General features: G+C 61.6%; 15 protein-coding genes. 3 read left to right on the forward strand and 12 right to left on the reverse strand.

Translation table 11 applies throughout. The features are described from left to right. Nucleotides 1-134: 134 nt before the first annotated feature. The 12 genes from PMI24_RS22645 to PMI24_RS22700 form a co-directional block, all read right to left on the reverse strand. The gene (locus PMI24_RS22645; protein ID WP_007958075.1) at nt 135-650 is read right to left on the reverse strand and encodes an Hcp family type VI secretion system effector; all 516 of its coding nucleotides are present in this window, start codon (nt 648-650) and stop codon (nt 135-137) included. 321 nt (nt 651-971) lie between these two features. Beyond that, entirely contained in the window at nt 972-1,886 is a 915-nt protein-coding gene (catA, locus tag PMI24_RS22650; protein ID WP_007958077.1) for a catechol 1,2-dioxygenase, read from the reverse strand. Between the two features lie 41 nt (nt 1,887-1,927). Next, nucleotides 1,928-2,218, reverse strand: a complete 291-nt coding sequence (gene catC / locus PMI24_RS22655) for a muconolactone Delta-isomerase (protein WP_007958078.1) — start codon at nt 2,216-2,218, stop codon at nt 1,928-1,930. Between the two features lie 18 nt (nt 2,219-2,236). Continuing rightward, nucleotides 2,237-3,358, reverse strand: coding sequence for a muconate cycloisomerase family protein (locus tag PMI24_RS22660; protein WP_007958079.1), 1,122 nt, complete (start codon nt 3,356-3,358; stop codon nt 2,237-2,239). A gap of 22 nt (nt 3,359-3,380) precedes the next feature. Beyond that, nucleotides 3,381-4,142: a 1,6-dihydroxycyclohexa-2,4-diene-1-carboxylate dehydrogenase gene (locus PMI24_RS22665; protein ID WP_007958080.1), complete on the reverse strand. Its 762-nt coding sequence runs from the start codon at nt 4,140-4,142 to the stop codon at nt 3,381-3,383. A gap of 27 nt (nt 4,143-4,169) precedes the next feature. Continuing rightward, complete coding sequence (gene benC, locus PMI24_RS22670; protein WP_007958081.1) at nt 4,170-5,177, reverse strand: benzoate 1,2-dioxygenase electron transfer component BenC; 1,008 nt, start codon at nt 5,175-5,177, stop codon at nt 4,170-4,172. Nucleotides 5,178-5,223: 46 nt separating this feature from the next. Then, entirely contained in the window at nt 5,224-5,712 is a 489-nt protein-coding gene (gene benB / locus PMI24_RS22675) for a benzoate 1,2-dioxygenase small subunit (RefSeq protein ID WP_007958097.1), read from the reverse strand. Further along, the gene (gene benA, locus PMI24_RS22680) at nt 5,712-7,067 is read right to left on the reverse strand and encodes a benzoate 1,2-dioxygenase large subunit (RefSeq protein WP_007958099.1); all 1,356 of its coding nucleotides are present in this window, start codon (nt 7,065-7,067) and stop codon (nt 5,712-5,714) included. Before benA ends, benB begins: the two co-directional genes overlap by 1 nt. A gap of 141 nt (nt 7,068-7,208) precedes the next feature. After that, entirely contained in the window at nt 7,209-8,165 is a 957-nt protein-coding gene (locus PMI24_RS22685; RefSeq protein WP_007958100.1) for an AraC family transcriptional regulator, read from the reverse strand. A gap of 142 nt (nt 8,166-8,307) precedes the next feature. Continuing rightward, complete coding sequence (locus PMI24_RS22690; RefSeq protein ID WP_007958101.1) at nt 8,308-8,775, reverse strand: hypothetical protein; 468 nt, start codon at nt 8,773-8,775, stop codon at nt 8,308-8,310. A gap of 102 nt (nt 8,776-8,877) precedes the next feature. Beyond that, entirely contained in the window at nt 8,878-11,004 is a 2,127-nt protein-coding gene (locus PMI24_RS22695) for a TonB-dependent receptor family protein (RefSeq protein ID WP_007958102.1), read from the reverse strand. A 98-nt stretch (nt 11,005-11,102) separates the two neighbouring features. Next, nucleotides 11,103-12,491 (reverse strand): aminotransferase-like domain-containing protein, encoded by a 1,389-nt coding sequence (locus PMI24_RS22700; RefSeq protein WP_007958105.1) that lies wholly within the window; start codon nt 12,489-12,491, stop codon nt 11,103-11,105. Nucleotides 12,492-12,838: 347 nt separating this feature from the next. Here PMI24_RS22700 and PMI24_RS22705 point away from each other — a divergent pair, with 347 nt between their 5' ends. From PMI24_RS22705 to PMI24_RS22715, 3 genes are read left to right on the forward strand one after another with little or no spacing between them, the layout of a single operon-like run. Next, nucleotides 12,839-14,044, forward strand: a complete 1,206-nt coding sequence (locus tag PMI24_RS22705) for a benzoate/H(+) symporter BenE family transporter (protein ID WP_007958107.1) — start codon at nt 12,839-12,841, stop codon at nt 14,042-14,044. Continuing rightward, nucleotides 14,041-15,213: an NAD(P)/FAD-dependent oxidoreductase gene (locus PMI24_RS22710; protein ID WP_007958110.1), complete on the forward strand. Its 1,173-nt coding sequence runs from the start codon at nt 14,041-14,043 to the stop codon at nt 15,211-15,213. The genes PMI24_RS22705 and PMI24_RS22710 overlap by 4 nt, the downstream gene beginning before the upstream one ends. 30 nt (nt 15,214-15,243) lie before the next feature. Beyond that, nucleotides 15,244-15,675 (forward strand): Rid family detoxifying hydrolase, encoded by a 432-nt coding sequence (locus PMI24_RS22715; protein ID WP_007958112.1) that lies wholly within the window; start codon nt 15,244-15,246, stop codon nt 15,673-15,675. Nucleotides 15,676-15,755: the final 80 nt, after the last annotated feature.

Below are 15,755 nucleotides of genomic sequence, written 5' to 3' on the forward strand. Positions count from 1 at the left end.
GTGAGAACATTCCCTTGTCCCTCGCACAGTGCTGCGACGCCGTCAGATCGCTAAGGATCTGGCGGAAAAAATCTTTAAAAACTCATGATCTCGGCCAGCAGCGCTGGCCGAGACGGTACAACCATCAGCTGCGATTAAACGACTGGAGCACGCCAGTCATCGGAACCCGAAGTACCGGAGACTTCGTGGGTCCAGGTGATTTTGCGGTAGGTGAACTGCACTTCTTCCAGGTGGGTGAAGTGGGCGTTCGATGGATCCTGGCAGTTGTGCATCTTGTTGTTGATGGCGACGATAATCGCGTCTTCCAGTTTGGTGGTGTAGTAGTGCTCTTGGGTACCTTGAGCCGAAGTGCGGTACCACTGGATAACGATTTCGCTCATGCGCTCGCCGGAAGTCAGAGCGGCTTGCAGCAGCGGCGAAGCCTTGTCGTAGACCTTGGTGATCACGACTGGCTTGTGCACGCGCTGACCGGTTGGCTGACCGGATTGCGGGTCACGCGGGATGATCACGTCGTGGGTGAACGCCTGAACCATGACCTGGTCTTCATGACCTTCCTGGTAGGTGTTGCCAACGGAGTCGGCGGTGAAAGCGCCGGCAGTGATCAGGCCTTGTTTTTCGCCGGTAACCGACATGTACGCTGGTGTTGCCATGGGGTGTGCTCCTTGCTCAAAAGACAGGACCGGACGGCGTGATTGCCTGCCCAGGTGGCGAAGGAGTTATCAAAAGTCGTGCCAGCTATCACATGGCCATTACCCATCAAGGGTTTACCAAGTCCGCGTGGGATTTTTTCGATTTTTTCTGTAGGAAACAGCGAAAAAGTGCGCAAGAAGTTGCGCAGTGCTGTGCAACTTCTTGCGCACTTGGCTGGAGGCCTTGATCGGCAAGACCTCCAGCGTTTTTTACCGTGGTTTTATGACGGACTACTGCGCAACTTTTTGCGCAGTTCAGCCAATCCGATCAGAGCTTTGAAATCAGGCTTCCTGCAACGCCCGTGGACGTTGACTGCGCTGCTGCGCCGCCGCATCCGGCGCCTGCTGCAACTGGAAGTCGAACTTCAATTCGGCTCGACGTCCCGCTGCATCCTCCAGAAACTCGACCTCCCCGACCAACCCTTCACGGGTCGCATACGCAAAGTCATCCCACAGGTATTTGTCCCCCGACAGATTGATCTGCGTCGTCAGGTGCCGATGCCCCGGTGCGCAAATGAAGAAGTGAATATGAGCCGGGCGCTGGCCGTGGCGACCGAGCAGGTCGAGGCATTCCTGGGTCGGGCCTTGCGGGTCGCAGCCATAACCGGAGGGCACGATGCTGCGGGCGCGGTAGCGGCCTTCGGCGTCGGTGATGATCCGGCGGCGCAGGTTGTATTCGGACTGGCTCTGGTCGAAGAACGAGTACGTGCCCTTGGTGTTGGCGTGCCACAGGTCGACCGTGGCGCCAGCGAGCGGTTGACCCTGCGGATCGAACACCTGGCCTTCGAGCAACATCAGCGTGGCGACGCCCTCCTCGCTGCCGTCGTCCATCCGGCATTCACCTTCGTACAACGGCGCGCCGGCCACGTACAACGGGCCCTCGATGGTGCGCGGCGTGCCGCCGGTCAAGCCGATCTGCGCATCCTTGGCGTCTTGCAGCAGGTCGAGGAAATGCTCAAGGCCGAGGCCGGCCACCAGCAACCCGGCTTCCGAGCGGCCACCCAGGCGATTGAGGTAATCGACGGCTTTCCAGAATTCGTCTTCGCTGATCTCAAGGTCTTCGATGATCCGGGCGGTGTCCTGCAACACTCGCAGGACGATGGTTTTCAAGCGCGAGCTGCCGCCATCGTTGGCGAAACCGGCGGCTTCTTCGAAGAATTTTTGCAGTTCGGCAGTGTGGGCAATCTTCACGGTCATGGTGTTCACCTCATCTTGTTGTTGTGGGGTCGAGTCCGGGCTCAGCGGTCGTCGGCGTGGATCGACGAGGGGTGGCGGCAGAGGCCGTCGATCTCGATCTCCATGTAGGGAAACAGCGGCAACAGCATCAGGGTGTCGTGCAGCGCTTCGACGCTGGGCACGTCGAACACGCTGTAATTGGCGTAGTGCCCGGCGATGCGCCAGAGGTGGCGCCACTGTCCTTCGCGTTGCAGGCGCTGGGCGAGTTCCTTCTCGTCGGCCTTGAGCTTTGTGGCAACGGCCGGGTCCATGTCGGCGGGCAATTTCACGGTCATTTTTACGTGGAACAACATGGCGTTCTCCTTGGGGAATCAGTGCCGGCGAAAACGCGCCAGGCGCTCTTCATCCAGCGTCAGGCCCAGGCCCGGGGTGCGTGGAATGTGCAGGTGGAAGTCGCGGTACTGCGGGCGCTCGGTGACGATGTCTTCGGTCAGCAACAGCGGGCCGAACAGCTCGGTGTCCCAGGTCAGTTGCCTGAGCGTGAGGAACGCATGGGCCGAGGCCAGAGTGCCGACGGAGCCTTCGAGCATGGTGCCGCCGTACAGGGCGATGCCGGCGGCTTCGGCGATTTGCGCGGTGCGCAACACGGCGCGCGGGCCGCCGTTCTTGGCGATTTTCAGGGCGAATACGCTGGCGGCGCCGTCGGCGGCGAGACTGAACGCGTCCTCGACGCTTTCAATGGATTCATCGGCCATGATCGGCGCCGGGCTGCGCTGGTTCAGGCGAATCTGCCCGGAACGATTGACCCGCGAGATCGGCTGCTCGATCAGGTCGATACCATTGTCGCCGAGCACATGACAGCCGCGAATCGCCTGGGATTCGTCCCAGTACTGGTTGACGTCGACCCGCACACTGGCGCGCTCGCCCAGGGCTTTTTTGATCGCCACCACGTGTTTCAGATCTTGCTCCAGCGGGTTGGCGCCGATCTTCAGTTTGAAGATCCGGTGCCGCCGCGCTTCCAGCATTTGCTCGGCTTCGGCGATGTCGCGGGCGGTGTCGCCGCTGGCCAGGGTCCAGGCCACTTCGAGGCTGTCGCGGACCCGGCCACCGAGCAGTTCGCTCACGGGCAGGCTGAGGCGTTTGCCTTGGGCGTCGAGCAATGCGCTCTCGATGCCGGACTTGGCGAAGGTGTTGCCCTTGGCAATCTTGTCGAGCCTCTGCATCGCGGCGTTGATGTTGTCCGCGCCCAGGCCGATCAGCGCCGGTGCCAGGTGCGCGTCGATGTTGGCCTTGATGCTTTCCGGGCTTTCATAGCCGTAGGCCAGGCCGCCGATGGTGGTGGCTTCGCCAATGCCTTCGATACCGTCGCTGCAACGCAGGCGCAGGATCACCAGCGTCTGGTTCTGCATCGTGTGCATCGCCAGTTTGTGCGGGCGAATGGTCGGCAAGTCGACGATGATCGCCGACAGGTTTTCAATCAGGATCCGGTTCATTTCAGTGTCCATTCAAGCGTGATCAACCGAGGTCACCGCCACCGACCGGCAGGGTCACGCCGGTGATGTAGGAGGCGTCGTCCGAGGCGAGAAACAGGATCGCGCCGACCTGTTCGTCAATGGTTCCGTAGCGTTTCATCAGGCTGCTATCGAGGGTTTGCGCGACGATTTCCTGATACCAGGCCTGCTCCTGCGCGGACTGTTCGGCGGTGTTGCGCGGGATGCGCCGGGGCGGCGCTTCGGTGCCGCCGGGTGCGGTGGCGTTGACCCGGATCCCGCGCTCGGCGTTTTCAAAGGCCAGGCAGGCGGTCAGCGCGTTGATGCCGCCCTTCGCCGCGCCATACGGAACGCGGTTCAGGCTGCGGGTCGCAATCGACGACACATTGACGATCGCGCCGCGCCCCTGCTTGAGCATGTACGGCAATGCGGCGTGACAGCACCACAGCGTCGGGAACAACGAACGGCGCACTTCGGCCTCGATCTGCTCGATTTCGTAGTGTTCGAACGGCTTGGCCCAAATGGTGCCGCCGACGTTGTTGACCAGCACATCCAAGCGCCCGAACGTATCGACGGCGGCGCTCATCACCCGGGCGCAATCGGCGTATTGCTCAAGGTCAGCGGTCAGCGACAGCACACCCTCGCCTTGCAGCTCGTGAACCAGTTCGGAGCGGTCGACGGCAATGACCTGCGCGCCCTCCTCCAGCAATCGCTCACACACCCGGCGACCGATGCCCTGCGCCGCGCCGGTGACCAGCGCGACCTTGTTGGCGAATCTGTTGTTCATGACAACCTCGCAATTCAAAAAGAAGACTCAGGCCGCCGCGAATTTCTCGTAGTAGAAGTTCGCCGGCGTGATGCCCTGCTCGCGGATGTACTGACTGACCGCCTCGACCATCGGCGGCGGACCGCACAGGTACACGTCGACATCACCTTCATTGAGGTGGCACGGCTCGATGTGCTGGGTGACGTAGCCCTTGAGCGGGTGCTGGCTCTGCGGATTGGCCACGCAGGCGCCGAAGCTGAAATTCGGAATGCGCGCGGCGAAGGCTTCGAGGCGGTCGAGTTCCACCAGATCGAAATCGTTGGTCACGCCGTAGATCAGGTGAACCGGATGCTCGCTGCCCTGCTCGGCGAGCATCTCCAGCATCGCCGTGAACGGCGCCAGCCCGGTGCCGCCTGCTAACAAAAGCAGCGGACGCTTGATCTCGCGCAGGTAAAAACTGCCCAGCGGCCCGGCCAGATTCAGGCTGTCGCCAGCCTTGGCCAGCCCGGTGAGGAAGCTGCTCATCAAGCCGCCGGGAACATTGCGGATCAGGAAACTGACCTCGCCGTTCTTCTGCAGCGAGCTGAAGGAATAGGCGCGGGATTGCTCGCTGCCCGGTACTTGCAGGTTGACGTACTGCCCCGGCAGGAACGCCAGTTTGCTCAGGGATTCACCCTTGAGCGACAGCGCAATGGTGCTCTCGGAGAGCTGACGAACATCGCTGATCGACGCCTGATAACTCGCCTGTTCGGTCTTGCACACCTGCGAGCCCACCGGCACCCGCACCACGCAATCGCTTTCGGCGCGCATCTGGCAGGTCAGGACGTAACCCTGGGCCAGCTCGTCTTCACTCAAGGCGTCTTCGATGAAGTTGTCACCCATGTCGAAACGCCCGGCCTCGGCGAAACATTTGCAGGTGCCGCAGGCGCCATCGCGGCAGTCCAGCGGGATGTTGATGCCCTGGCGATATGCCGCGTCAGCAACGGTTTCTTGGCCCGAGGCCTCGATGAAACGGGTGACCCCGTCTTCGAAATTCAGTGCGATCTGGAAACTCATGGTGCACCTCGCTCACAGCGTCGAGCCCGGCTCGCCGCCGTCTCGATCAGATGTGGTAGATGTCGATGACCTGACGGACGTAATCGTTCTTCAGCACCACTTTCTTGGCCTTGATCAACGGCTGTTCGCCGCGCAGGTCAAGGGTGTAGAAACTCGTGCCGAAGTAACTGTCGGTGACCTGATAGCGAAAGCTCAGGGTGTGCCAGTTGAAGCGCACCCGGCATTGCCCTTCGCCCTGCTCGACGATCTCGATGTTGCTGAGGTTGTGCGAGGTGCGGGTGTCGGGAATGGTTGCGCTGGAGCGCTCGGTCTTGATCCGGAACACCCGGTCTTCGAGGCCGCCACGGTTGCCGTACCAGATCAGCGAGATTTCGCTTTGCGGGTCTTCGGTCAGGGTGTCGTGGTCGTCCCAGGCCGGCATCCAGAAACTGGCGTCGGCGGCGTAGAGTTCCAGCCACTGATCCCACTGGCCGTCATCCAGATAGCGCGCTTCGCGGTAGAGGAAATCGCGCACGGTGTCGTAGAGGTTGCTCATCACACGGCCTCCACGGGGATCAGGTTTTTATCGCTGACGGCGGCCTTGAGCATGGTTTCCTGCCAGTACTTGTGTTGCAGCACGAACAGGCCTTCGTCTTCGGTACGCATGCCGGACAACAAGGGTTTGAGGTCGATTTCCTCGGCCGCCGCGTCCGCGCCTTCGACCCAATGGGTCGCGCCACGGGACATGTCGTTCCAGCCGCGCCCGGCGCCGTACCCGGTCTGGCATGAGCGGAATTCTTCGAGGTCATCCGGGGTGGCCATGCCGCTGACGTTGAAGAAGTCTTCGTATTGGCGAATGCGTTTGGCCCGGGCCTCCGCGCTTTCGCCTTTGGGGGCGATGCAGTAGATGGTGATCTCGGTCTTGTCGACAGAGATCGGCCGGGCGATGCGGATCTGCGAGCTGAACTGATCCATCAGGTACACGTTGGGGTACAGGCACAGGTTGCGCGAGTTCTCGATCATCCAGTCGGCGCGGGCCTGGCCGAAGTCCCGGGCCAGTTCATCGCGTCGCTCGTAGGCCGGACGATCCTCGGGGTTGGCCCAGCGGGTCCAGAGCAGCAAGTGGCCGTGGTCGAACGAGTAGAAACCGCCGCCCTTCTTCGCCCAGCTGCCGGCGCTCATGGTCTTGATTTCTTCGCCGGCATCGCGCTGCTGACGCTGGTTCTGGGTGGCGGCGTAGTTCCAGTGCACGGAGCTGACGTGATAGCCGTCGGCGCCATTTTCGGCGGTGAGTTTCCAGTTGCCTTCATAAATGTAGGAGCTGGAACCGCGCAGCACTTCCAGGCCTTCGGGGGACTGATCGACGATCATGTCGATGATCTTGGCCGACTCGCCCAGATGCTCGGCGAGAGATTTCACATCGGCATTCAGGCTGCCGAACAGAAAGCCGCGATAGGACTCGAAACGCGCGACTTTGGTCAGGTCGTGGGAGCCTTCGCAGTTGAAGCCTTCGGGATAGCCGGCCTCGCTCGGGTCTTTGACCTTGAGCAGTTTGCCGCTGTTGTTGAACGTCCAGCCGTGGAACGGGCAGGTATAGCTGGAACGGTTGCCGGATTTGTGCCGGCAGAGCATGGCGCCGCGATGGCTGCACGCATTGAGAAAGGCATTGAGTTCACCGGCCTTGTTGCGGGCGATGAACACGGGCTGGCGACCCATGGTGAGGGTCAGAAAATCGTTGGCGTTGGGGATCTGGCTTTCGTGGGCGAGGTAGATCCAGTTGCCTTCGAAGATGTGCGCCATCTCCAGTTCGAACAGCCGCGGATCGGTAAACATCTCCCGCTTGCAGCGGTAGGCACCCTTTTCGGGGTCCTCTTCAAGCATGGCATTGAGGTAGTCGATTCCCAGGGACATGGCCGGGGCCTCCATTGTTATTGTTCAGGCCAGGTCAGATTAGGGAGGCAACGCGGGCGGCAATATCCGAATCCTGCAGAGCGCTATCCGTTTTGTGCAGGACGGCGCGGCAGGTGCTTCAGATTGTTTCGGGGCGGGAATTCAGTGACGGCGTTTGAAGGTCACGGACGGCAATTCGCCGAACTGCTGGCGATAGCTTTCGGAGAAACGCCCGAGGTGCAGGAAGCCGTAGTCCAGCGCCAGTTCGGTGAGGTTGCGCACCGGGCAGCTCGGATCGTTGAGACAGGCATGAATGCGTTCCAGCTTGCGCTGGCGGATGTACTGCATCGGGGTCACGCCGAGCTGGCGTTCGAACAGGGCGTACAGGGAGCGCGGGCTCATGTTCGCCTGGGCCGCCAGGTGTTCGGCGGGCAGATCCAGCTTCAGGTTGCGCTCTACATAGTCGAGGATCCGCTCGAAACTGACGCTCGGCGAACTCAGACATTCACGGCTGACGTTGGTGTTCATCAGCGAGATCAGTTTGCTGCCGACGATCTGCGCGTAATGCTCCTGCACCCGCAGCAACGGATCGCTGGCTTCGGCTTCCTGGCAGATCATGCCCAGCAGGTTGGTAAACCCTTCCAGTTCGTCGAGCCGGTAATGATTGCGCAGAAAACGGATGCCCCCGGCAGGATGCAGCCAGCGCTGCTCGTCGCACACCGACTCCAGCACGCTGACCGGCACTTTGAGGATGAATTTCTCGCAATCGTCGGAATAGGTCAGGTCGACCGGATCGTCCGGGTTGATCAACAGCAATTCGCCCGGCACCAGATGATGCTCGCGCTTGTGCCCGCGCCACAGGCAGTTGCCTTGCAGCAGGACTTGCAGGTGATACACGGTTTCCAGCGCCAGCGACGTGACGCGAACGCTGCCGCCATAGCTGATGCGGCACAGATCGAGGTCGGCGAGTTTGCGGTGGTTGAGGCTGGCTTGCGGGTGGGCGGTTTTGGACAGTCCGATGAAATGCTGACCGACGTGCTGGTTCACATAGTCGGAGACGGCATACGGGTCAGCGTGGCGAAACACGCTGCTGCGGTCGCTCAGCAGGCGGCTGTCCATGGGCAAGGCACTCGATCTTGTCGTTATGGTGATGGTCACGGTTTGCGCCATCACCGGTCACAGTACGCCGGCGTGCCGGATCGGGCAATTGGACGAAGGTTTGGCTGTCCGGTGACCGAACGGTTTCTTCGAGCAGATATGTTCAGGCCAATGTATGCCAGTAGAAATGAACGAATTCGTCTTCATATTCGGCGAAAAGCGAGACGATGAAATCCGTTTTCATCGAGTACATCAATAACGCACCGATGAAACCGGAAGGCTCGTGCAGTGGTTGTTTGAGCGGCACGATCAGTTCGACCGCCCGTTCTGCCACCAACTGGTTGAAAACCTCTTCGGAAATCGGTTCAAACTGCGCGCCGCCAACGTATTCCGGGAAGCTGTGATCCCCACCTGGTTGACGTTCGTGCCACTCGGCATTCAGCCACACATTCAAGCCGTTCGTATGATGCGATTTGCTCACACGGGTGATTCGAATGTACTCCTGACCGCAGGGGACGAGGAAGGCGCTCGATGGATACGTCAGGTAGTAAAGACCGGGACAATCGTTGTGACAGGGCCAAAAAAGCAGTTGTTGTCGCGTGAGTTGGTCAAAGTCGTTTCTGTCGAACATGGGAACCTTAGGCTGATAAAGGGAGCATACATTTGCAGCGCCAGAATGTTTTTCAGGTGGCAGGACAATGCAACTCTGCAAGGTGAACCCTGCCCCTGCCCCTCAAAGCAGACTCCACGACACCCCGACATACATCGCCATGCCCTCACCCGGCGTGGAGCGTGCGGCGTCCAGTCCTTTATCGTCATAGCCCGGTGTAACGGTAGCGGCGTAGTGCTTGTCGGTCAGGTTGCGCATGTCCAGCCAGGTCTGCCAGTCGCCCTTGGGTGCGTTGTAGCCCAGCGTGGCGCCGAAGGTGGCGTAAGGATCGGCGTAGTAGCTGTTGGCGTAATCCACTGCCGTTTTCGAGACCAGTTGCGTGTTGACTGCCGCGAAGAAGCCCTGCGGGAAGTCGTAGCGCAGTTCGCCCTGGTAGTAATGCATCGGCAAGCCCGGCAGGCGGTTGTCGCCGAAGCGGTCGTCGTCGCGGTAGTGAAAATCGCTGAAGGTGTAGGCCTGACGCAGGCTCAACTTGCCGCCATCGTTCGCTGACCACAGATTGCTGTTCAGGCTGGCTTCGACACCTTGGTGCACGGTCGGGCTGGCGTTGAGTTCGTAAGGCGTGGTCGCGTTGGCGTCCGGCAACACCGAAAGCAATTCGTGTCGCACCTGAGCGTAGTACCACGCCAGACTCCATTCGCCGAGCGCGCTGTCGCCTCGGCCGCCGAGTTCCAGGGTGGTGGCGGTCTGGTTTTGCAGTTTGACCGGATCACGCTGGGTGCCGGTGGCGGCGCCGCTGCCGGCCGGGAAGCGTACGTTGGAGCTGTAGATCAGCGACCACGGATGCGGCGCTTCGACCGAGCGGCTCAGGTTGCCGAACAGTTGCAGGTCCGGCGTCACCTGATAACGCAGGCCCAGACGTGGCGCGTAATCCCAGTCACCGAGGCTGGTCTTGCCGCCACCTACCGGGTAGGTCACCGCGCTTTCGCGGCGGGTGTAGATCGCGGCGAGGCCGGTGGTCAGCCACAGGTTGTCGGCGATTTCCAGGTCGTTGCCCACGTGCAGGACAGAATCCGAACCCTGATAAGTGAAGTTGCGCATGTGCGTGCCCGGCGCATAACCGGCGGTATTGCCGGTGGGAATCCGCACCCGTTCGCTGGCACCGTCGTTGGGCAGGTGTTTGGTCACTCGCAGGCCCACGGTGCTGTTGCTCTCCATTCCCCAGAGCGTGTCGCGGCGCTTGTAGTCGAACGTGCCGCTGACATCGGTGTAAGCGACCTTCAGGCGGTTGGGGCCTTCGCGCAAGTCCATCGGATAATCGTGATAGACCAGACCGGTCTGGATGCTCGAATCGTCATCGATGTAGTACGTGGTCTTGTTGCCGATGAAGGTGCTGCCAGGCTGATCGCGGCTGTCGTTGCGCGTCACGTAGGCCGGGTTGGCCGCGCGCGGATCGTGCTCGATGGAGTGCTTGGTCACCCGCCCGGCGAGGTCGTTGTCGGTCTCGCGGTGACGGATGTAGAAGCGGGTTTCCAGATTCGGATTGAAGCGATAACCGAAGTTGGCGATCACGCCCTGGCTCTTGCTGGCGGTGTGATCCTGATAACCGTCGGAATGCGCGTCGGTCATCGACAGGTAGTAATCGAAGTCGCCCAGCACCTGACCCGAGCTGACTTGCCGCTGGGCATAGCCGTGGCTGCCCATGACGTAACGCACATTCAACAGCGGCGCGTTATAGCCGGTGTGGCTGACGTAATCGACGGCGCCGCCAAGGGCCAGCGCACCACGATCAAAACCGTTGGCACCGCGCAGTACTTCCACATGGTCGAGCCACAGCGGCTCCAGTAATTCGTAAGGCGTGCCGCCGGGACCGGTCAGCGGCAGGCCGTCGAGCATCGTGTACAGCCCCGACGCGTGGGCGCCGGGAGCACGGTTGATGCCCGAGCCACGGATCGAGATTTTCGTCCCTTCGTTGCCCGCCGACTGGGCATAGACACCGGGCTGATACGCCAACACGTCCTGATTGCTCGCGACCCGGCCCTGCAACGGGCGGCGCATATCGACCACATTGGTGCCGCCGGGCACCTGCGCAAGCCGCGCCTCGGCCTCTTCAACCGACGCATCCTCCCCGCTCCGGTCCTCGGCGCCGATCAGCACCTGCCCCAACTCCAGGCGCTGGCTTTCAGCCAGGGCCGGACAGGCCAGGGCCAGCCCCAGCAAGGCAGTGGGCAGGGTTTTGAACGCGGGCATCGAGAGCACTCCAGACATACGGGAACGGGCAGTGAGAACTGCGACGTATGAATGGACGAATGGAGCACATGGGGATTTGGGGTTTTGCCCGCCAGGACTCAGTAATATCGCCGCGGATCCGAATCGATCAGGCTCGCCAGTTTGGTCAGGGCGAAGCGCAGTTCTTCCTGACTGGTCGGCGACATCAGCACCAGCCGCACGCAACGGGTGATCCCCGAGCGTTCCGCCTGGAACTGCGTACCACTGAGCACCAATACGCCGTTGGCCCGGGCGAGCATGGTGAATTCGTCGGCGGTCCAGGGTTCGGGCAGCGTCAGCCAGACGTGGTACGAGTACGGCTGGGTCTTGAGTCCGAAACCGGCGAAGATTTCCTGAGCAATCGCCTGACGGCCGGCGGCCTCGTTACGCTGGATGCGGATCAGTTTCTTGTCCAGGCCCTCGGTGATCACATTGCTGGCCAATTGCGCGGTCAGCGGCGACGGCATCCACACGCTGCTGCGCACCATCGAAGTCAGGCGCGACAGCAGTTTCGGCGGGCTATAGAGATAGCCGACACGCAACGCCGGCATGACCGATTTGGACAGACTGGTGAGGTACACCGAACGGTCCGGCGCGAACGCCGACAGCGGTTTGATCGACGGATCGGTGGCCAGAAAACCGTAGATGTCATCGTCGAGAATGATGAAGTCGAACTCCTCGGCCAGCGCCGCAATCTGCGCCCGACGCTTTTGCGACATGATCGACGCCGTCGGGTTCTGACAGGTCGCCACGCACACCAGCATCGCCGGTTTCTCCCGCAGGCACAGCTCGCGCAATGCTTCGGGAATGATCCCTTCGTCGTCCATGGCCACGCCACGCAAACGGCGCTCGAGGCCATGGGCCAGGGAAATGATGCCGGGGTAACAAAGCTCTTCGCAGAGCACCAGGTCGCCGGCATTGGTCAGGGCGCTCATCGCGACCATCAGGCCATGCTGGGCGCCGGCGGTGATCACCACTTGCTGCCATTGCGCGTCGGGCAATGAATGACGCAACCACTGTGCGCCCGCCTCGCGATGAGCCGGATGACCGCCGTCCGGTGCGTAATCCAGGGCCCGGGCGAAATCCGTGCTTTTGGCCATGCCCACCAGCGCGCCGCGCAGCCAGTACTCCAGGGTCTCGCTGTAGGGCTTGATGATCGACAGATCAAGCAGCTCCGACTGCCCCAGATTCAGCGGCGCGGCACTGTTGCTCGCCGGCAGTTCCAGCTGGCTCTGGCTCAGCACATACGTCCCGCGCCCTACCTCGCCCTGCACCAGACGCCGCCGATGGGCTTCGCTGTACGCCCGGCTGATCGTGCCCGGCGTGACATTCAGGGTGGTGGCCAGCTCCCGCAGGGTCGGCAGGCGATCGCCTTCGTTCAACACGCCGTTACTGATATCGCGCGCCAACGCATCGGCAATCGACAAATACATCGGCTGGCTGAACTCGCTTAGCTGGGGAACCCACATGAATGATCACTGCCCATCGTAGAAATGATGAATATCCGAGCATATCACACGGAGGTTAGGCAACTAATAAATCAACCCAATCGATCAATTGAGTCGATTGACGCCACGATTGAATCGATACGCACCGTGGCGATGAAATAATTGCTAAATAATTTATCGGCTTATTAATCAAATACTTAATCTGCTAATAGCGGAAAAACAGGGACTGATAGCAAAAAAACATCTCGTAACAACCTGGCGGACTATTGAATCAACTCAATTCATTCAAATACACTCATCTCGAATCGAATCAATCGACTCAATTCTCCTGACCACTGCGCGACTCCGCCGCGCCAAGCCGAGACATCATGGACACAATCAGAAAGGACCTATCCCTCTCAGCCGTCATTGCGGGCTTCATTGCCGTGATCATTTCCTATGCCGGCCCGCTCATCATCGTGTTCCAGGCCGCCAAGGAATCGCACCTGCCCAACGACGTGGTGTCATCGTGGATCTGGGCCATTTCCATTGGCAGCGGGATTACCGGTCTGCTGTTGAGCTGGCGTTTGCGGATCCCGGTGATCACGGCGTGGTCGACCCCGGGCGCGGCGTTGCTGGTGTCGATGCTGCCGACCGTCACCCTGCCCCAGGCCATTGGCGCTTATATAGTGGCCTCGCTGATCATTGCCATCGTGGGTCTGTCCGGCGCCTTCGACAAATTGATGAGCCGTCTGCCCAAAGCCATCGCCGCCGCCATGCTCGCGGGCATTCTGTTTCGCTTCGGCGCCGAGCTGTTCACCTCGATCAAGCTGCAGCCGGAGCTGGTGCTGTCGATGATCGCGGCGTACCTGATCTTCAAACGCGTCTCGCCGCGCTACGCCATTCTGTCGGTGCTGATTGTCGGCTGCGCCGTCGCCGCCTCGTTCGGCACCCTCAACAGCGGCTCGATCACCATCGCCGTGGCCCAACCGGTGTTCATCGCCCCGGAATGGAGCTGGCACGCGATCATCAACATCGGCCTGCCGCTGGCACTGGTGACTCTGACCGGCCAATACGTGCCGGGCATGGCGGTGTTGCGCACCTCGGGCTACAACACCCCGGCCCGCTCGATCATTTCGGTCACTGCAATCGGCTCGGTCCTGATGGCGCCGTTCGCCTCCCACGGTTTCAACCTGGCGGCCATCACCGCCGCAATCTGCACCGGCCGCGAAGCCCACGAAGACCGTGACAAGCGCTACATCGCCGGGATCGCCTGCGGGGTGTTCTATATCCTGATGGGCACCTTCGGCGCGACCCTGGCGTCGGTGTTTTCCGCCCTGCCCAAAGAACTGATTGCCTCCCTCGCCGGCCTCGCCCTGTTCGGCGCAATCAGCGCCGGCCTGACTGGCGCCATGGCTGACGAGAAACAGCGCGAAGCCGCCTTGATCACCTTCCTGGTGACGGCTTCCGGCATGAGCTTCCTCGGCCTGGCCGCCGCGTTCTGGGGCTTGATCTTCGGCCTTGTAGCTCACTTCGTGCTGACCTGGACCAGGGAAAGCAAAGCCGCCGCCATTGCCGAGGGCAGCCGTCCATGACCGCTCGTTACGATTTCATTGTGGTGGGCGGCGGCATTGCTGGTGTCTCGGCCGCTTATGAGCTGGCCGCTCATGGCAGCGTCTGCCTGCTCGAACAGGAACAGCAACTGGCCTATCACACCACCGGCCGTTCGGCGGCAATCTCGATGGAAAGCTACGGCAATCAGCAGATCCGCTCGCTGACCTGCGCCTCTCGGCGCTTCTTCGAAAACCCGCCGGAAGGTCTGGCTGAGCACCCACTGTGGGCGCCTCGGGGTGCCTTGATCGTGGCTCAGGCTGCGCGGGTGGACAAACTGGCCACGCGGTTCAATGCGGTACTGGCGCAAGTGCCAAGCGCCAGGTTCCTCGATGCCAAGCAGGTGCTGGAACTGGTGCCCTACCTCGCCGAAGGCGCCTGGAGCGCCGGAATCTACGAGCCCAGCGCCTTCGATCTGGATGTGCACGGTATCCATGGCGCCTACCTCGGCGGCCTGCGCGCCCGGGGCGGCGTGATCAAACGCGAGACCGAAGTGCTGCGCGGTGAAAGACGCGCCGGGCACTGGACCCTGCACACCGCTGACGGCCAGCAACTGCAAGCCGCCATCGTGGTCAACGCGGCCGGTGCCTGGGCCGATGAACTGGCCGAGCGCTGCGGCGTGCCCAAGGTCGGCGTGCGACCGTTGCGGCGTACCGTGCTGGCAGTCGATCCGCAGTGCGATGTGCACCACACGCCGTATCTGGGCACGGTCGACGAAGACATTTTCATCAAGCCCGAGGCCGGACGGCTGATCGTTTCGCCCTGCGACGAAAGCCCTTCTCTGCCCTGCGATGCGTTGCCGGAAGAACTGGATCTGGCGATCACCATGGATCGCCTGCAGAACACCACACGCCTGCGCCCACGCTCGATCATCAATAAATGGGCCGGCCTGCGCACGTTTGTCGCCGACCGCTCGCCGGTGCTCGGCCAGGATCCCGAAGAAGAAAGCTTCATCTGGCTGGCCGCCCTCGGTGGCTACGGCATTCAGGCCGCGCCGGCCATTGCCCGGCTGTGCGCCCACGCTGCGCTGGGTGTCGCCATGCCGGCGGATCTGGCGGCGCTGCAACTCAATTACCAGCACTTTTCCCCGGCTCGCTGCCGCGACGAGGCATTTGCCCGTCTGGCCGTGAAACAGGTTGCCGATTTGCACTAACCCACCACCCACCCAACAAGGATCGTCACCATGCAAACCAACGCTCAAATCCAGTCCGCCGCCAAACCATTCCTGGGCGAAGAGAACGTGATTTTCACCGACAAGGCCCCTCTGCCACTGGGCACCTATTCCCAGGGGATCAAGGTCAGCCACGGCCAGACCATCTACCTGTCGGCCCAGACGCCCGTATCGGCGCTGAACAACGAAGTGTTGGCCAAGGATTTCGAAGGCCAGCTGCGCCAGACCCTCGACAACCTGGCGCAGATGGCCGAGGCCGCCGGTGGCAGCCTGGCGAACGTGGTCAAGGTGACGGCGTTCATCACTGACCTGAGCGAGTTCCCGACCCTGAACCGGGTCATGGAGGAATACTTCACCCCGCCGTATCCGGCCCGCACCACCGCCGGCGCCAGCGCCCTGGCGCGCAATACCCTGGTCGCCATCGACGCCATCATGGTGGTCTGAAACACCGTCTGTCAGCAGTGCCCGCCGGTCCGTTTTTCGGGCCGGCGTCGGCAGGGAATGCACCCGCACAGCGTACTTCC

The sequence above is a fragment of the Pseudomonas sp. GM25 genome (assembly GCF_000282255.1).
Lineage (GTDB): Bacteria > Pseudomonadota > Gammaproteobacteria > Pseudomonadales > Pseudomonadaceae > Aquipseudomonas > Aquipseudomonas aphyarum.